The 17,640-nt window shown below is 40.6% G+C and carries 20 protein-coding genes and 2 tRNA genes; 5 read left to right on the top strand and 17 right to left on the bottom strand.

Translation table 11 applies throughout. The annotated features are described in order from the left end of the window. Positions 1-21 precede the first annotated feature (21 nt). Complete coding sequence (gene obgE, locus Q8N22_00925; GenBank protein MDP3052500.1) at positions 22-984, top strand: GTPase ObgE; 963 nt, start codon at positions 22-24, stop codon at positions 982-984. A 14-nt stretch (positions 985-998) separates the two neighbouring features. Here the strand turns inward: obgE and typA are convergent, their stop codons facing one another. From typA to Q8N22_00905, 4 genes are all read right to left on the bottom strand, one after another. Further along, on the bottom strand, positions 999-2,801 hold the full coding sequence (typA, locus tag Q8N22_00920; protein MDP3052499.1) for a translational GTPase TypA: 1,803 nt from the start codon (positions 2,799-2,801) through the stop codon (positions 999-1,001). 90 nt (positions 2,802-2,891) lie between these two features. Next, positions 2,892-4,193, bottom strand: a complete 1,302-nt coding sequence (locus Q8N22_00915) for a DEAD/DEAH box helicase (GenBank protein ID MDP3052498.1) — start codon at positions 4,191-4,193, stop codon at positions 2,892-2,894. A 285-nt stretch (positions 4,194-4,478) separates the two neighbouring features. Next, complete coding sequence (locus Q8N22_00910) at positions 4,479-4,784, bottom strand: hypothetical protein (protein MDP3052497.1); 306 nt, start codon at positions 4,782-4,784, stop codon at positions 4,479-4,481. A 51-nt stretch (positions 4,785-4,835) separates the two neighbouring features. Then, complete coding sequence (locus tag Q8N22_00905) at positions 4,836-6,002, bottom strand: hypothetical protein (protein MDP3052496.1); 1,167 nt, start codon at positions 6,000-6,002, stop codon at positions 4,836-4,838. Positions 6,003-6,403: 401 nt separating this feature from the next. Here Q8N22_00905 and Q8N22_00900 point away from each other — a divergent pair, with 401 nt between their 5' ends. The 3 genes from Q8N22_00900 to mltG are packed head-to-tail and all read left to right on the top strand — an operon-like array spanning position 6,404 to position 8,102. Further along, positions 6,404-7,012: an alpha/beta hydrolase gene (locus Q8N22_00900; GenBank protein ID MDP3052495.1), complete on the top strand. Its 609-nt coding sequence runs from the start codon at positions 6,404-6,406 to the stop codon at positions 7,010-7,012. After that, positions 7,013-7,147 carry a hypothetical protein gene (locus Q8N22_00895; GenBank protein MDP3052494.1) on the top strand — a complete coding sequence of 45 codons (135 nt, stop codon included), beginning with the start codon at positions 7,013-7,015 and terminating at the stop codon, positions 7,145-7,147. Next, positions 7,134-8,102, top strand: a complete 969-nt coding sequence (gene mltG / locus Q8N22_00890; GenBank protein ID MDP3052493.1) for an endolytic transglycosylase MltG — start codon at positions 7,134-7,136, stop codon at positions 8,100-8,102. Before Q8N22_00895 ends, mltG begins: the two co-directional genes overlap by 14 nt. A gap of 13 nt (positions 8,103-8,115) precedes the next feature. Here mltG and Q8N22_00885 read toward each other — a convergent pair whose 3' ends face one another. The 3 genes from Q8N22_00885 to Q8N22_00875 are packed head-to-tail and all read right to left on the bottom strand — an operon-like array spanning position 8,116 to position 10,429. Continuing rightward, positions 8,116-9,024, bottom strand: a complete 909-nt coding sequence (locus Q8N22_00885) for a permease-like cell division protein FtsX (protein ID MDP3052492.1) — start codon at positions 9,022-9,024, stop codon at positions 8,116-8,118. Positions 9,025-9,036: 12 nt separating this feature from the next. Further along, positions 9,037-9,723, bottom strand: a complete 687-nt coding sequence (gene ftsE / locus Q8N22_00880; GenBank protein MDP3052491.1) for a cell division ATP-binding protein FtsE — start codon at positions 9,721-9,723, stop codon at positions 9,037-9,039. A 10-nt stretch (positions 9,724-9,733) separates the two neighbouring features. Further along, positions 9,734-10,429, bottom strand: coding sequence for a peptide chain release factor-like protein (locus Q8N22_00875; protein ID MDP3052490.1), 696 nt, complete (start codon positions 10,427-10,429; stop codon positions 9,734-9,736). Between the two features lie 37 nt (positions 10,430-10,466). Between Q8N22_00875 and Q8N22_00870 the strand changes: the two genes are divergently transcribed. Beyond that, on the top strand, positions 10,467-10,847 hold the full coding sequence (locus Q8N22_00870) for a diacylglycerol kinase family protein (GenBank protein ID MDP3052489.1): 381 nt from the start codon (positions 10,467-10,469) through the stop codon (positions 10,845-10,847). Between the two features lie 5 nt (positions 10,848-10,852). Here the strand turns inward: Q8N22_00870 and Q8N22_00865 are convergent. The 10 genes from Q8N22_00865 to Q8N22_00820 form a co-directional block, all read right to left on the bottom strand. Continuing rightward, positions 10,853-10,925 (bottom strand) — tRNA-Thr (locus Q8N22_00865). A gap of 8 nt (positions 10,926-10,933) precedes the next feature. Beyond that, a tRNA-Gly gene (locus tag Q8N22_00860) sits at positions 10,934-11,004 on the bottom strand. A gap of 10 nt (positions 11,005-11,014) precedes the next feature. Continuing rightward, the gene (locus Q8N22_00855) at positions 11,015-11,557 is read right to left on the bottom strand and encodes a hypothetical protein (protein ID MDP3052488.1); all 543 of its coding nucleotides are present in this window, start codon (positions 11,555-11,557) and stop codon (positions 11,015-11,017) included. Further along, positions 11,544-11,837 carry a hypothetical protein gene (locus Q8N22_00850; protein MDP3052487.1) on the bottom strand — a complete coding sequence of 98 codons (294 nt, stop codon included), beginning with the start codon at positions 11,835-11,837 and terminating at the stop codon, positions 11,544-11,546. Before Q8N22_00850 ends, Q8N22_00855 begins: the two co-directional genes overlap by 14 nt. Then, positions 11,837-13,948 (bottom strand): DUF4012 domain-containing protein, encoded by a 2,112-nt coding sequence (locus Q8N22_00845; protein ID MDP3052486.1) that lies wholly within the window; start codon positions 13,946-13,948, stop codon positions 11,837-11,839. Before Q8N22_00845 ends, Q8N22_00850 begins: the two co-directional genes overlap by 1 nt. 34 nt (positions 13,949-13,982) lie before the next feature. Then, positions 13,983-15,128 carry a glycosyltransferase family 1 protein gene (locus tag Q8N22_00840; protein MDP3052485.1) on the bottom strand — a complete coding sequence of 382 codons (1,146 nt, stop codon included), beginning with the start codon at positions 15,126-15,128 and terminating at the stop codon, positions 13,983-13,985. A gap of 57 nt (positions 15,129-15,185) precedes the next feature. Further along, positions 15,186-16,310, bottom strand: coding sequence for a glycosyltransferase (locus Q8N22_00835; protein MDP3052484.1), 1,125 nt, complete (start codon positions 16,308-16,310; stop codon positions 15,186-15,188). Then, entirely contained in the window at positions 16,307-16,918 is a 612-nt protein-coding gene (locus Q8N22_00830; GenBank protein MDP3052483.1) for a sugar transferase, read from the bottom strand. The genes Q8N22_00835 and Q8N22_00830 overlap by 4 nt, the downstream gene beginning before the upstream one ends. 4 nt (positions 16,919-16,922) lie before the next feature. Continuing rightward, positions 16,923-17,225: a nucleoside triphosphate pyrophosphohydrolase gene (locus tag Q8N22_00825; GenBank protein MDP3052482.1), complete on the bottom strand. Its 303-nt coding sequence runs from the start codon at positions 17,223-17,225 to the stop codon at positions 16,923-16,925. A 24-nt stretch (positions 17,226-17,249) separates the two neighbouring features. Beyond that, on the bottom strand, positions 17,250-17,579 hold the full coding sequence (locus Q8N22_00820) for a hypothetical protein (GenBank protein ID MDP3052481.1): 330 nt from the start codon (positions 17,577-17,579) through the stop codon (positions 17,250-17,252). Positions 17,580-17,640 lie beyond the last annotated feature (61 nt).

The raw sequence follows: 17,640 nt of genomic DNA, 5'->3' as shown, positions 1-17,640 counted from the left end.
AAGAACGCTTATACTGTTTTTATGTTAATTGACGACGTAACAATTAAAGTTGAAGCCGGTAACGGTGGCAGAGGCGCCGTGGCTTTCAACAAAAATATGATGAGTTTGGGCCCAGTTGGCGGAAGCGGCGGTCGCGGCGGCAGTATTTATTTTGAAGGCGTTTCCGACTTAAATGCCTTGAGCCAGTTCAGATACAAAAAAAATATTAAGGCCATAGATGGCTCAAACGGGCAAGGGCAATTCAGAGACGGCCCTGACGGAAGCGATATTGTTTTAAAAGTTCCCGTGGGAACGATAATCCAAAAAATTGAGACGGGGAAAACCGAAGAAGTATTAAAAATCGGCGAGAGAATTTTCATCGCAAAAGGCGGCCACGGCGGAAAAGGAAATTTTAAGTTTCGTTCTCCCAAAAATACCACTCCGAAGCAATTTCTAGAAGGAATACCCGGCGAGCAGTTCACTCTAAGATTAGAACTCAAACTCATAGCTGACGTGGGTCTCATAGGATTGCCGAACGCGGGAAAATCCAGTTTGATAAACGAACTTACAAAAGCAAACAGCAAAGTCGCGAATTATCCCTTTACTACATTAGAGCCGAATCTTGGAGTATATTATGAACTTATTCTCGCGGATATTCCAGGGCTTATTGAAGGCGCGTCAGGCGGCAAAGGTTTGGGCATAAAATTTCTCCGCCACATTGAACGCACAAAAATTCTTTTTCATTTAATTTCCGCGGAATCGGAAAATCCCGTGAAAGATTACAAAATAATCAAAAATGAGCTCAAAACATACAGTAAAGAGCTGATAAAGAAAATTGAATATGTATTTTTGAGCAAAAGCGACACAATGCCGGCAAAAGAAATAAAAAAGAAAATCACCGCCCTGAAAAAAATTAACAAAAATGTTCTCCCGATTTCCGTTTATGATTGGGACAGTTTGGAAAAAGTGAAAGAGATTCTGAATAAAATAAAATCGGAAAAATAGTTATATAAAATTATTTATCTATTATGTCTTTTTCTTTCAATTTCGGTTAAGAATAATTTTCTGATTCTGATGCTTTTGGGCGTTACTTCTAAAAGCTCGTCATCGCCGATGTACTCAAGCGCTTGTTCCAATGAAAGAACGCGCGGCGGGATTAAGTCGTCAGTCACCGCGTCGGTTTTTGCCCGGAAGTTGGTAAGCTGTTTTTGCCGGCAGACATTCACCGAAATGTCCTCCGTCTTGGCGTTTTGCCCCACTACTTGGCCTTCATAAACTTTTTCACCCGGCCCGACAAACATCACTCCCCTTTCCTGGGCGCGCAAAAGCGCGTAGGCGGTGGTCACGCCTGCTTCGTGAACAACAAGTGAACCGTGGGGATTCCCCGGGACAGAATCAAATTTCGGGAAATAACCCGAGAAAAGCGAATTGATAATGCCGGTACCTCGGGTTTCTATCATAAATTCATTTCGGAAGCCGATGAGACCGCGGGTGGGAATAAAAAAATGAAATGAAACCGTGCCGTTTTCAATACTCACATTTCTTAATTCGCCTTTCCGTTCGCTCATTTTTTGGAGAATGAGGCCGTAATGTTTTTCTGGCACTTCAATCCAAACATCTTCCGCCGGTTCCGAGATTACGCCGTTTTCTTCTTTAAAAATAACTTCCGGTCTTGAAACCTGAAATTCATAACCATCGCGCCGCATCTTCTCAATGAGGATCCCGAGGTGCAGTTCGCCGCGCCCGCTTACTAAAAATCTATCGGATGAGTCGCTTTCTTCTACACGAAGCGCCACATCGTTATCAAGTTCTTTAAAAAGCCGTTCGCGGAGATTGCGCGAGGTGCAGTATTCCCCTTCTTTGCCGGAGAAAGGAGAATTATTGACCGAGAAAATCATTTTAACTGTCGGTTTTTCAATGGTAATTAATGGCAAGGCCTCGGGATGCTCCGCGTCCGCCAAAGTGTCGCCGATATTCACTTCCGGTATTCCCGCAAGCGCTATAATATCCCCTGTTTGCACAGAAGGAACCGGCACGCGTTTTAGCCCCAAAAAAGTCATAAGCTCCGTAATTTTGAAATTTTTTATTGTTCCGTTACTTCGGATGTGCGCGATTTGCATTCCGTTTGTCGCTACGCCGCGTTCAATCCGGCCCACCGCGATTTTCCCCTGGAAATTATCATACTGGATTGAGACCACAATCATTTGAAATGGCGCGTCACTCACGCCTTTCGGAGCAGGAATATATTTAAGGATGGCTTCATAGAGAGGTACAATATTTTCCATAGCGGAGAGATCGGACGATGTGCCCGCCATTCCTAATCTGCCCGCCGCGTAAATGATGGGAAAATTTAATTGTTCGTTTGTCGCGCCAAGCTCCATGAAAAGCTCAATTATTTTTTCAAGGACGTGATTTACGCGGGCATTCGGTTTGTCAATTTTATTTATAACTACGATAATTTTATGTTTAGCATCAAGCGCTTTTTTCAGCACAAAACGGGTTTGGGGCATCGGCCCTTCCTGGGCGTCAACAAGCAGAAGCGAGCCGTCCGCCATATTTAAGACACGCTCAACTTCCCCGCCGAAATCGGCGTGGCCGGGCGTATCAATAATATTAATTTTTGTTTCCCGGTAAATCACCGCGGCGTTTTTGGAAAAAATAGTAATGCCGCGTTCCCGCTCCAGTTCGTTTGAATCCATAATAAGCTCGTCATTAACGAGCTTACCCAGATTAGTCTCAGATTGTTTCAAGAGTGCGTCAACTAAAGTGGACTTGCCATGGTCAACGTGAGCGATGATACTGATGTTTCTGATTGAATTCATAGATAAAAATTAAGTGCCGCATTGCAAGCGGCGTTATAGATAAATAATAACCTAAAAGACCGATAAAGTCAATCTTTTATTAAAAAATCATTATCGGAAATATCCCCCATTATTATTTGAGGATCGCTTTGGCCGAAAAGATCCGGAACGAGAACTCGGGCGCGAAGAATGTCCGAAGTCCCGCTTAGCGGGGCTGAAGCGAGAGCTGGATTGAGGCCGGCGGCTGTAACCAAAACGAGGCTCGCGATCTTCGGCTGTTTGCTCGCTTTTACGCGCCGGAGGAAGCTCGGGAAGTTTTGAGAGCGGAAGCGTTGCCCGGATAAGACGCTCAATTCCTCTTACGTCGCCTTTCTGGTCCGGTGTTGCGAAAGAAATCGCATGCCCTGCGCCGCCTGCCCGGGCGGTGCGGCCAATGCGATGAATATAGTCCTCTGGTTTCTCCGGGAGATCGTAATTTAAAACAACTTCAATTCCCTTCACATCAATGCCTCGGGCGGCAATATCAGTTGCGACAAGCACGCGGTATTTTCCGTTTCTGAAACCTTCAAGCGCTTCCCGGCGCTGGGTAAGAGAACGGTTTGAGTGAATTTCGGCCGCCGTATGGCCCATCGTTCGGACGTTTAGCGCAATACGTTTAGCGCCATATTTTGTCCGTGAAAATACTAAAATTGATCCCCGATATTCATAAAGAAGTTTTTCTAAAAGTCGTGACTTGTCGTGCTTTTCAACAAAGAAAAGTTCTTGTGTCACTTCTTTAACCGTGGTGCCGGACGGGGCGATTTCAACTCTAAGGGGTAATTTCATATAGGCCCTTGCCATTAAAACAATATCCTCGGGCATCGTTGCCGAGAAAAGCATTGTCTGTCGTTCGCGAGGAAGAACGCTTAGTATTCGTTTCAGTTGCGGAGCGAAGCCCATATCAAGCATCCGGTCGGCTTCATCAAGCACAAGAACCTCCACTGATTTCAAAGAAAGCGTTTTTTGTTCCAAATGGTCAATAATTCTTCCAGGCGTTCCGATAATAATGTGCGGTCTTTTTTGAAGCGTTTGGATTTGGCCCCTGATTGATTCTCCGCCGATTAAAACCGCGGTTCGTATTCCGAACGCCGCTCCAATTTTACGAAGAACATCATGTACCTGAAAAGCAAGCTCCCGGGTCGGCAGGATAACGAGCCCCTGTTTACCGCAAAGAGCCATCTGAAGCATAGGCACACCGAAAGCCAGGGTTTTCCCTGTTCCTGTTTGCGCGACGCCCACGAGGTCTTTCCCGTCAATCGCCGGAGGAATTGACTTCACCTGGATAGGCGTGGGGGTTATAAAGTGAAGGCGATTAAGCGCCTCTAAAATATTCGGCGCAATGCCGAGATTGTGAAAATTTGAATGTTGGTCCATGTTATGAATATTTTAACATGAAATCTTGATTAAGACGAACCGGTTAATTTTCTATAAATATTCGGCGCAATTCATTAGCTCAAAAAATTTGTTCGGATAACAGGACTTCCGCCATTGCCTTTCAGAACCAGAATATTCCGACTCCAGCGGTCGGGATTTCTTTTCCCTCGGCACTGAAATTCGCCTGCGGCGAAACCAAGCTTTCAGCGCCTGCGGGATATTCTTCAAGGCAACGGCGTAAGTCCTCAACAAGAAAATAAAAAGTCCTGACTAAGCCGGGGCTTTTTATTTTTGCTGCAAAACATCTCCTGTTTTCGGGCCGCCTGTGGTTTTCATGGGAATACTTTGTAATTCTCCGGTAGGAGAAAATTGATAGCCCTTGGAAACAAGAGATGAGCCGATTAAAGCGTAAACGACGCCCAAAACTACGGCCAAAAAAATAATCAGATAGGCCTCTTTGACTTTTTTTTGAATGAAATTTTTTTCGGTCAAGAGAGCGATGCCGTAAATCAAGCCAATCAAGGGGAAAATAACAGCCGAAACCGCTCCTATCCAAAACCATTTTTTACCTAATTTAAATTTATCTTCCATAATATTTAGTAAATTTTATTTTATATTTATTGACCTTTAGTTTTTAATGTTTTACGGTTTAATTTCTTTTATTTTGAAATCGGGCGTTGGCTGGGCCGGTTGTACTGCCGGAGTTTGAAACCCCTCTATTGTTGAGGTCGCTATTGGCGGCATTGTCAATGTTGAGTCTGTTGAAGTTGAATAAGAATAATCCGGCACATAAACAAGAGTAAGCTCTCCCCCGTCAAGATTGGTCGTTTTCCCCAAGGCCTGCGAAGTCAAATATCCCCCAAGCATTGTCAGGTTGGCAAAAATACTGCCGCTTATCACTGGCATTGCTGAAGCCAAAAAAGAGCCAAAAATTCCCAAAACCGGAAGAAAAGGAGTAAGAAACGCTCCAAAAACAGCTCCTATGATAGCAAAACCCCATCCTCCCCAGGAAGTTTTGCTTTCTTCTTGGTATTTGTGATACCTAAAAATAGAACCGTAAGCGGTTAAAAGATAGGCCTTATAGTCAACATGAGAAGTGACCGTGGTTGAAAACCAATCTTCGTCTTCATCGGTCCAACTAAAAGTTCGTTCGGTTTTGTCTACCACCTCCATTACGTCTTTAGTAATAAGATTCTCAAAATTTTTCTTTTCCGAAGCCCAATATACACACTTTCCCAGTCTACCCCAAATATTACAATCTTTTGTCAGATAAGGTATATCTTCAGAAGAAAGAGTTTTTTCATATTCATCTAAATAAACTATTTCGCCCGTGCATTCTCCGCCCGTATATTGGGTACAATGCGTATATCTTCCATCTGCTGCCGGATAAAATCCTAAACTTTTTCTTTTCATTTCGCCTTTCTCTAAAATAACCTCATAGCCATTTTCGGATAAACCGGCAATTCTGCTTTTAGTATAGGGATAGATTCTATCCATGTATATCCGATGACGAGACCAACCACCTGTACGAGAAATGCCTTTACACCTTAGAATTGTTCCTTCCGGAAAGGGAAGTTTTGGTTCGGCCGTGGAAAAATTTGCAGTGCCCCTTATACTTCCTACTCCATACTCACAAGAACCTCCATCGCCCCGCAATCCTTTATAACAATCATCACTTCCTTGCAAACCGCCGTTGTAAGCTGGACAGCCCGTAAAATCAGAAACACCAGCTAAGGCATTAGCCGGCCAAACTAAGTAAAACGAAAGACAGCTAAATATTAGAAATAGAGAAATTATTTTATTTTTCATAAAGTTATTAAAGAAACTAACGCTAGCTGGGTTCGACATTTTAGCTTTATGAAAACACAAAGCTCCCAGCCAGCGAGGTCTTGCGACCCCCATACGGGTTTCCCCATATGACCAGTAACGGAGCTCTGACTAGGAGCTTTTTATCCGTTACTGGTTTTTATAACCCTGCCGTAGGTTGCCCCTACGGGTTAGGTCTCATATTTAGTTGTATGAAATAATAATAACGCCTTGGCGGGTAAAGTCAAAATAATAAGCAACCGCCATAGCTACTCTAACAACGGAAAAAGATTTATAATATTTACAAGGTTAGATTATCAGACCTGTAAATTATCGAGGTCGAACCTCGATAATTTAAAAAATGGCGAGTTTGTTTTATAGCAAGAAACTGGAAAATATCAAAAATGAAACAACAAATTGTTTTAATTCACGGAGGCAATACTTATAAAACTTACAGAGAATATCTTTCTTTCTTAAAGAAAAAGAAAATTGATTTTGAAAGGTATAAAAATGCAAAAAGCGACTGGAAAAAGACGCTTGGCGGAAAACTCGGCAAAAAATTTGAAGTTATTTCTTTGGATATGCCGAACAAAGCAAACGCCAAATACGCCGAATGGAAAATTTGGTTTGAAAAGTTTATCCCTTATATAAAAACCGGAGTTATTTTAGTAGGCCATTCGCTCGGAGGAATTTTTTTGGCGAAATATTTATCAGAAAATAAATTTTCTAAAAAGATACGCGCGGTTTTTTTGGTGGCGGCTCCTTATGATACTGAGGATACCGGTGAATCTTTGGCGGATTTTATTTTGCCCAAAAAATTAAGCAAATTATCGCAGGCAGCGGAAAATATTTTTATTTATCAAAGCCAAGACGACCCTGTTGTTCTTTTTGTCAATGCCTTAAAATACAAAAAAGCTTTGCCGCAGGCAAAAATGAGAATATTCAAAAACCGAGGTCATTTTAATCAGGCCAGCTTCCCGGAAATGATAAAAGAAATTAAAAAACTTTTATAAATGAGAATCAAAGATTTTTCGCCGGTGTTTTATATTGATACCGATGAAGCCAATGCCGCCTTAAACTTTAATCGCGGACAAAAAGTAATATGGCTTAATAGTAGTCAAATCAAAATAACCAATGGCAGTAATTGATAATATAAACAAAAAAAATCTGATTCTGGCCGGATTAATTTTAGTTTTAGCAGTTAGTGTTATTATTTTTCTCAATCAATTTTCGGCGCCGCAGCGAAAAGCGGCAGAAGAACGGATTGTGGTTAATCTAGCCACAACCGAAGCCGAGCTTATTCCTAAACTGAAACAGCAGGGTTATATCAGAAGCGAGTGGGCTTTTAATTTCGCGTTAAAAATAAAAAATTGGCGGGGCAAAATAAAATCGGGGGGATACACTGTATCAAAAAGCATGAGTGTTTGGCAGTTGGCCGATATATTGGTAAATCATCCTTATCAAAAATGGGCGGTAATACCGGAAGGATTAAGAAAAGAAGAAATTGCGTACATAATCCAAAATAAAATCGGCTGGCCTGACAGCGAAAAAGAAAAATTCATTAAAAACAGTAAAGAAGGATATTTATTTCCGGACACTTATCTTTTTGACCTCGCTTACAAAAGCGATGACGCGATAAAAAAGATGGAAAATAATTTCAACGAGAAAACCGCCGATTCAATTAAAGAAGCTAAAGTAAAAAATATCAGAAATGACACTCTAATCGTCCTCGCTTCCCTGATTCAACGGGAAGCAGCCAATGAAAAAGAAATGCCGTTAATCGCCAGCGTTATTTGGAACCGATGGACGAAGAGCATCCCCTTCCAGATAGATGCCACCGTCCAATACGCGCTGGGAGAGCCGGGTAATTGGTGGAAAAAAGTAAAATTGGAAGATTATAAAATTAATTCGCCTTACAATACTTATATTCATCAAGGCCGGCCGCCGGCGCCGATTTCCAATCCCGGGTTAGCGGCAATTAATGCCGTGATTAATCCGGAAAAAACGGATTATCTTTATTATTTGCACGACAGCGCGGGGCAAATTCATCTTGCCAAAACTTATGAGGAGCATCTGAAAAATATTGAAAAATATCTAAAATAGGGAAAAGAAAAAATTAAATTTGCAAATGGCGGCGGACGGCGATGAAGCTGGAAACAGTGCCTAGAATGATTCCGAAAAGAAGCTGATAGCCCAAAAGACGTAAAAAATTTGAAGCAAAGTAAGTTTGAAGATTCATATCCGGAATGAAATTATTCACATAAGGAGAGGCATAAGTGATCAAAGGCACTATCACGGCAAAGCTTAAAACGGCGGCTAAAATTCCATAAAGAACTCCTTCAACAATGTAGGGGCCGCGAATAAAATTATTAGAAGCGCCTACCACTCTCATAATACCAATGGCGTCCCGGTTGGTGTAGATCGCCAGCCGGATGGTATTAAAAGCCACTAAAACGGCAATTATGGCGGCGATAATTGAGAGGATTATGCCTCCGCTTTTTGCGGTATCAACAATACTGATTAACCGGTTGATTACTACCTGGTTCTGGGCGTAACTTACTTTTTCAATTATTGGCGAAAGGGATTGGTTATTGAGATAGTCGGCGATGGCGGCGTACTCTTTGGGATTATTGGCTTTTATATTAAGAGAAGAAAGAAGCGGATTTGTCCCGATCACCTCTATGGCCTGAGAGACGGCTGAATTTTCTTGATGGCGGGCCTTAAATTCGGCTAAGGCCTGGTCTTGGGAAATATATTCCACTTTTTTGACTTCGCTTAATCCTTCCAGGGATTTTTTGAGATTTAAAATTTCGTCTTCGGCGACATTGCTTTTGAAATAAACGCTGATATCAATTTTATTCTGGACGGAAGTGATGGCGGTTTTGGCGACGACATTAAAAATTATCAAACCTTGTAAAACAAAAAGAGCCAAAAACATAACCGCAATAGTGGCCGTGCTTAGCCATCCGTTTCTTAAAAAATTTTTAAATCCGTATTTAATTATCCGCGAAAGAGTAAGAAACATTTATTTTATTTTTTAGTTAGTAAGGATGAAGCGACCGTGTTCTTCGTCCCTGATAATTTTCCCTTTGTCCAAAGTGATAACCCGGTGACCCAAGGTGTTTATAATTTCTTTGTTATGAGTAGCCAGAATAACGATACTGCCCATTTCGTTGATTTTCATCAGAAGTTTGATTATTTCCCAGGTATTAAACGGATCAAGGTTTCCCGTCGGTTCATCGGCGACAAGCACCTCGGGCTGGTTGATCATAGCCCGGGCGATAGCCACCCGCTGTTTTTCGCCGCCTGACAATTCATATGGAAAACTCTGTAATTTTTCTTTTAATCCCACCAGTTCAAGAATCTCGGGAACAAACTTATTTATTTCTTTTTGAGGCCTGCCTTCCACTTCCAGGGCAAAAGCGATGTTTTCAAAAACCGTTTTTCCGGTCAAAAGCCGGAAATCCTGGAAAATGGTTCCGATTTGCCGGCGATATTGCGGAAGCTGGGAATATTTTAATTTATTGACTTCCTGGGAATCAAAAAAGATTCTTCCCCCGCTTGGTTTTTCTTCACCGACAACAAGTTTGACGATGGTTGATTTGCCGGCTCCGGAGCGGCCGACAATAGAGACGAATTCTTTGGGATTTATTTTGAAGCTGATATTTTCCAGAGCCGTTGAATTTTTGCTATAGGTTTTAGTTACGTTTTGGAAAGTTATCATAACAATAATATTATCCTTTTTGGATGAATTTATCAAGATTTCCTTCTAAAACTTCATTGGCATTACTGACTTTGACGCCTGTCCGGTGGTCTTTAACCATCTGATAAGGGTGAAGGACATAGGAACGGATTTGATGGCCCCAATCGGGAGTCACTTTGATTCGCAGATTACTCAACTCTTTTTCCTGTCGTTCGGTCATTAATTTGAAAATTTTGGATTTAAGCAATTTCATGGCTTTTTCCCGATTTTGGCCCTGAGAGCGTTCAATTTGTGAAGCGGCGGACAAACCGGTCGGCAAATGAATCAATTTTACCGCCGTTTCCCGTTTATTGACGTTCTGGCCGCCCGGGCCGCTGGAACGACAGAGTTCTATTTTTAAATCTTCTTCTGGAATATTCAAATTTTTTGCTTCCAGCTCCGGCAGTTCCGGCAGAACTTCAATCAAAGCGAAAGAAGTATGGCGAAGTTTTTTGGCGTCAAAAGGAGAAATTCTGATTAAGCGGTGAACTCCGGATTCATTTTTAAGCAGGCCGTAAACATTCTCCCCTATTATTTCCAGGGCGTTGTTGCTAATCAGGTGGAATTTCCAATTATTCCGCTGGGCGAATTTCTGATACATTCTCAAAAGCATTTCCACCCAGTCCTTGGCGTCTTCTCCTCCGACACCGGCATAAATAGAAATGGTTGTTGAATTTTGGTTAATCATATATGCTTATTATACTCTCATTTTTAGATTTAAAATAATGAATAAATTTTTAAATAACAGAAAAAAAAATATTATTTTGAGTTTTAAGACCGCATGGAAAGGCATTTGGACAGTTTTGGTTTACGAGCCGGCTTTTAAGTATATGCTCGCGGTTGCCTTGATAGTTATCGGGGCGATGCTTTATTTTCCAACCAGCCGGGACGAAAAGGCCACGCTTTTGGTTATGATTTTTTCGGTTTTAATTCTGGAATTAATTAACTCCGTGATGGAGCGATTTTTAGATTTTCTTCAGCCGGCGGATGATCAGCGCGTCCGAATTATCAAAGATCTTTTGGCGGCCATCGTCCTTGTAGTTTCTTTAGCGGCGATTGTTATCGGCATTCTTGTTTTCTGGCCTCATATCACAGCTATTCTTTAACTTTGAGCCACCTCCGAGATTCGAACTCGGGACCTTCACTTTACGGAAGTGCTGCTCTACCAGCTGAGCTAAGGTGGCGTTTATTGAGCGGGTGATGGGAATTGGACCCACGATTCAACCTTGGGAAGGTCGCGTATTGCCACTATACTACACCCGCGCTTATATATTTATCGCGCTAGAACCCCGCCTTGCCAATAAAATCCTGGCGCTAAAATTATCGGGTGGCAGGATTTTTTAATTTCCCTGAGATCAATCCCCTGCTCTTTCAAGATTTCTCTTTTTGCTTCAGGCGTTAAAACCAGATCCCTGAAGTCGTTCAATGATAAATTATAAAGAATTTGGCTGGCATTGGCAATTTCGCCGTTAAGAGATAAATTCGCCAATTTCTCATTGACTGATTTTTTCAATTTTTCAGCGCCTAATTTTTTTGTCAGGGTATCCTCAATAATTTTATCCTCAATCATTTTATCCAGAGCCGCCCGTTTGATTTCCTTTTTTAATTCCTCGCCAATTATTGGCGTGCCGGCGGCATAAACGGAAAGAGTTTTTTGATAATAAACCAAAGAAGCGGCCGTAATTTTATCCAATTGCTTTTCGGTAATAAGCCAATTTGAGGTAAAAGCGACCGGATAGAGATTTAATTTCAGAAGAACAAAAAATGCCAGAATCAACAATCCGATTGAACTGATAATTATTTTAATGATTTTCATTTTGGGAAGGAATAATAATCATCATTTTTTCTCCGGGTTGGCGATAATTGAACAACGATTTTGATTCTTTCAGCAGATTCTCCGGATGGCTGTAGTATTCAATATTATCTTTAAAGGTTTGATTCTCTTTTTCAACAGCCGTGGCATTAGTTTGCAGGTTTTTGGTTTTGGTTTCCAGGCCGCGGCTTTGTTTTCTTAGATTAAAAAGACCCCATCCCAAAAAACCGATTACAATAATCAACGCGGATATTTTTAGAAAACGCAGTATGTTTTTGATCATTATACGCTTAATAAAGTGAGATTTATAATCAGACGAGACGGCGGATTATCGTTCTGGTATTCATAAATATAATTTTTACTTTCTTGCCATTTATATCCCGGCGGCGTTTCAATACTCACCTTTAATTTTCCATCCACGCCGGATTGTTTGTCAAAAATAAATTGGTAGGTTTTGCCAGGTTTGACGGATGAATAAACATTAGCTAATGTTTCATATTCTAATTCCAGGGTTTTAGTTGCGCCAGCTGGCACGTTAAACCAGCTTGACCAGGTCGTTTTTCCGGCTTCTTCGCCCGACCAGACATTAGAATCTTCCGAAAATTGCTGGTTTTTTTCAATTGCTTGGACCACAAAATCGTTTTGATAATTTTGTTTTTTGTAGTCTATCGGCGGATTGACGACTTTTTGACTGTTCCCTTTGATTTCTATAAGACGCGATCCGGGCGAGGCAAAGATTTTAAGGAAATTTTTGTTAGTAGCCCGCCACCAAGACGCTTTTTCGGTATTGCCGTAATGGGTTCTTTTTATTTTTAGCTGACTGACGGCTTTGCCGTCGCTGTCCAAACTTATTTGAAGATCAGTTTCTTGTTTTATGAAAAAATCACTTTTTCCCCCGGCGATATTGGCGTTGACGACCGCCAGATAACTGCCGTAAAAATTGTCCGGCAGTTTATAAACTTCACCGGCGAAATTATTTTGAGAAAAGAAATTTTGGAGCCGCCGGTCTTCGGCAAAAAGCATAATATCTTTATTGGCTAAATGAAATTTGAGTTTTTCCGTCAATTCTTTTTTTTGAATTTCGTCAAAATTATTTATTTTTTCAAGCAGCGCCGGCGCCAAAACCTGGAGAATACGTTTCGGTTGTCCCTTAGCCTTATCCGGCCCGGCTTCAACTTCTCTTTGGATTTCTGCCATAAAATTGTCTTTATTTATTTCCGGATAATCGGCAAGTTTCATCGGCCCGGTAATTCCCAGAATACTTTCCAGAATTCTGATATTTAAAGCGATAACTCCCGAAAATTTAATGTTTTTTTCCTGATAAATTTTTGAGGCCTCCAAAAAACTTATTACTTTTTGGGCGGACAAAGGAAAATCAAAAAACCAGTTGGCGTCGCGGGCCCCCCAGGAAGTGGTGATGGCTTGAAGCGGCATTGGCGGAACCACTTTTAATTCCAATTGACCGTCAGGGTCATAAATATCCCGAACATCAATATTGGCCAGCCAGCCGGAACTGATTGTCAGATCGGCATAGCTTCCCAAAAATCCTCCCGCCGGTCTGATTTCGGCCGGGTTTTGGAAAAAAATCAGCCAATGAACATCGTTTACTGACTGCAGGATATTGAGTAAGCCGGCTAAAACATCTTCTGTTTGATAAAGTTTGGCGCCATAATTGATATATTCATCAGTAGCTATTTTATTAATTTGACTAAAATCAAATAAATTCCCTTGTAAAAAATTCATTTTATCGCCGACAGAAGCTATTTGATTGCGGATTAAATTGGTGTCCTGTTGGATGTTATCAATTTCTTTTTGAAGGTTTTTGATTATTCCGACCAATTCTTTGCCGTCGCCGTTTAAGAAAAGATTTAACCCATTTGTTTTAAGAGTCTCCAGATTCCGGGAAATAGCCAGCGCCGATTGGTTCAAACTCAGGGATTTTTCAAAAAATCCGCCAAGATTTAAAATTTTTGTTAAAAGAAAATTTTGAAATAAATTTTTGACGGCAATTAGCTCGGAATTATTTTCGTCAAAAAGAGCTATCGCTTTTTGCGGGTCAAAATTATTTAATGAACTAACGGCTTCCTGGAAGTTGTCAATAATTGAATGAATTTTCGCCGAAATAACCGGCTTAGAAGCGTTGAATTTGGCGAAAAATAAGGAGCCGCCGATAAGCAGGGTCAAAACAATAATGCCCAAAAAAGTCAAAATTATTTTTTGAAAAGGAATTTTATTCCGCCGGCGCAACAAAATTTTGCGGGGTCTTTCCCCGGCGATTTTCTTTAAAGGAAAGATTTGTCGGCAAAAATTCACCGGCTTGCAGGCGATTTTTTTGCCCGGATGCTTAATATCGGCAAGAACCGGAGAGATATTTTTTTTGGGAACTCTCGCCATTGATTCTCATTATAAAAGCTAATGCCCAAAAACACTAATAACCTAATTTAGAAAATACCTCTATGGTTTCCCGCGCGGTTTTATCCCAATTGAATTTTTTGATGTTAAGAAATCCAGCTTCTCGGAGATTTTTTCTGAAATGTTCGTTGGCTAAAATTTTTTCTATGGCGGTTGCCAAATCATCAATACGCCAGGGGTCAACCATTAAAGCGGAATCCCCCATTACTTCGGGCAAGGAAGAGCGATTGCTGGTTATTACCGGCAAACCGCAGGCCTGGGCCTCCAATGGAGGGAAACCAAAGCCCTCAAAAAAAGACGGATAAACAAAAACCTCAGCCAAATTATAAAGACAAAGAGCTTCTGCGGGTGTAGCCGGTCCCCAGAATACAATTTCATCCTGAAATTTTGATTTTTTGGCTTCCTTAAAAATTTTATCGTAAAGCCAGCCATTGGAGCCGGCAATAACAAGTTTTAAATCTTTGAAATTTTTATCGGTTTTTAAAATGTTGAAAGCCCTGATAATCGCCGGAATATTTTTTCTCGGTTCAATCATTCCCAGATAAAACAAAAAAGGTTTTTCTAAATTATGGCTTTGTTCAAATTCTTTTAAACCTTTGTCTTCAGGGGAAAGTTTTTTATAAATTGGATTAATGCCCGAATAAATTTTAGTTATCCGTTCCGGCGAAATAAAAAGATTATCAATAAGGTCTTGGCGGGTAAATTCGGAAACGGCGATTAAATGGCCGGCGGTTTGGGCTTGGCGTTTGTAATTCTGGAGCCAATGCCAAAAATTATCGCGGTTGGAAAAAAAATTAGGATAGTGAATAAAAGAAAGGTCGTGAAAAGTGAATATTCTTTTTCGCGGGTTCGCCAAAGACAAAATGTTGAAATGAGGGCTGAAAAAGACATCAGCTTTTATTTTTTTGTCAATTTTCGGCAAATTGAAAATTTTATTGCTGAAACTCCAAAGGCGGTTCGGAATTGACGAATTAATGACTTTAATTTGGGGATTATTAACCCATTTTTCCGGAAGAGGGGCTTTTTGAAAACCGTTATAGAAAAGAATATATTCGTTTTTTTTATCGGCCGACAACAGATGGTTGACTAAAGATTTGGTATATTCGGTGATGCCGGAAAATTGCGGCCGGGTTAAAACACGAAGATCAATTAAAATTCTCATATTTTTTGTTTTCTTTAGTCATTATAAATTTACTATTGTAATTCCACGATCGCGGAATTACAATAGTAAATGATTTATTTTGTTTTCTTCATTTTTTATTTTATTGATTATTTCTTGAAATTTTGATTTAAAATTTTCTTTGGAAAATCGTTGGGCATTTTCAATGATTTCCGATTTGGAAAAATCAGTTTTTTCAAATAAATAAACTGCCTTTATCAAGGCTTCCGGCGTTTGCTCGTTAAATAATAAGCCGGTTCTCCCTTCTTTAATAATCTCTTTAACTCCTCCGGTGTTATAGCCTATTACCGGCAAGCCGCAGGCTTGGGCTTCGGCCGCCACCATCCCAAAGTCCTCAATCTGGGGGAATATTAAAGCTTTAGCTCCGCTATAAATTTTCCGGAGCTCGTCCAGGTTCTCAATATAAGAGCAAAATTCTATCAAAGGAGATTTAACCATTGATTTTAATTTTTGAAGTTCCGGACCTTCACCGACTATTTTTAAAGGAAGCCCTAGTTGATTAAAGGCCTCAATGCCGAGGTCAAAACGTTTGTAATGAAGCAGTCGGCCTACCATCAAAAAATAATCACCGGTTTTTTGAGAGGGTTCGGGATAGAATTTTTTCAAATCAATCGGCGGATAGATTACTTCGGCTTCCCGATTATAGAAATTCTTGATTTTTTGGGCGATAAAATAAGAATTGGCGATAAATACATCCACTCGGCGGCTGGCTTTTTTATCCCAGCTTCTTAAAGCGGCGCGTACTGGTTTAGCCAAAGTTTTTAATAAGGGTATATGGAATAAATCCAATCCTTGAAGATAATTTTCCTCCCAGGCATAGCGGAGCGGAGTATGGCAATAACAAATATGGAAGGCGTTTTTGGAATTAAAACCTTTGGCATAGCCGGCGCTGGAAGATATAACCAAATCATATTCAGGTTCAATCTTTAAATTGCTGCTGGCCAACGGCAGTAAAGGGATAAAAGCCCGATGATGATTCCTGACGATTCCAAAATCAAGGAAACTGGTTTTTTTGACGCGGTTTTTAAAATAACTCCGGGTTTTATTTTCGTCGTAGAAAAGAGTATAAATGGGCGCTTCGGGAAAAATTTCGGCTAAAACTTTCAGAACGTTTTCCGCTCCACCGCACTGGTTTAAATAATCATGCGCTAAAGCTATCTTCATACCGCTGTTGGGTCAAAAAATAAGATTAATATGGTTTTGATGATGATTTTAAAATCTAACCAGAGAGATTGGTTTTTAAGATAATAATTGTCCAATGTTAATTCTTTTAAAAAAGGCAAACTGGAAGCGCCATTAACCTGGGAAAGGCCGGTGACGCCGGCTTTGGCCAAAAAAAGGTGCTGGAATTCCGTCGGGTAAGCCGAAACTTCTCCGGGTTCATGGGGACGCGGGCCCACTAGAGAAAGCTCGCCCTTCAAAACATTGATTAATTGAGGAAATTCGTCAATCCGAAATTTACGGAACAGCTTCCCTACTTTTGTTATTCTGGGGTCTTTTTTTATTTTGAAAAATGAGCCGTCTTTTCGTTCGTTGAGACCCGCCAAATCCGGTTTAATTTTTTGGGCGTCTTTAATCATGGAACGGAATTTATAAACCTTAATTACTTTTCCCTGACTTACTCTGTCTAATTTGACGATAATCGGCCCCTTGCTTTCCAATTTAATCGCCAAAGCAATAAAGGGATAAAAAGGCGCAAGAATTATCAGCCCTAAAGAAGCGCCGATAATATCCATTGTTTTTTTATAAAATTTTGGCTGATTATTTTCCATGACCCTATGATTCGTCAAGAATTATCCGCTTTTTGAATTTTCCTTTTGCTTCCGCTTTTTCCGCCTTTATTTTTTCTATCTCTTTTTTATCAAATTTTTTATAGTCGGCAATCGCGTCCAGCACTTCCAAGATATCGGCAAATTCTTCAACACTTTCATTTTTATTGAATTCCTCAATTTCCTCAATCAGTTTTTCTTTCAGTTTTTGCCAATATTCCGTTTCATCCGCGATATGCGTAATCGGCGTTTCGCCTTTTTTGCGAATGTATTCGGGTATTTTATCTCTTACTAATTTGTTATATTTCATATTATTTTCCGTGGCAATGGCGGATTAATATTTATTTCTCGCGGCAAAAGCGAAAATATCAAAATAACGCGTCAAATCCTGAAGTGAGCTTTTGTAAAGCTTCCCGCCGTAAACGGCGTCGCAAAAAACTTCTCGGGCCCTGGCAATTTCCCAACAGCGACCTTTCCAGCGAGGGTCGTCCAGCGTCAAATCAAAAAGCTCCAAAGCTCGCTCCACTGCTCCCCAAAATAATTTTTCGTTTTTGCCTTCTTGGCGCGAAACCCTTAGAATTTCACTGCCGATATTGCCCAGTTGCTCTACCAGCGAAAGTTTTTGCCATTGACCCGTTGCCAATTCTTTATGTTGAAAAGCCATTCTTGAAAATATTTTAAAATATTTAAAACCATTACCCTAAGTCCAATTGATTGTACTTAGG

It is taken from the genome of bacterium (assembly GCA_030693325.1).
In the GTDB taxonomy this organism is placed as follows: domain Bacteria; phylum Patescibacteriota; class Minisyncoccia; order UBA6257; family MFKM01; genus MFKM01.
The sequence above is the reverse complement of the archived record's forward strand: the minus strand, read 5'-3'. Positions and strand labels throughout refer to the sequence as shown.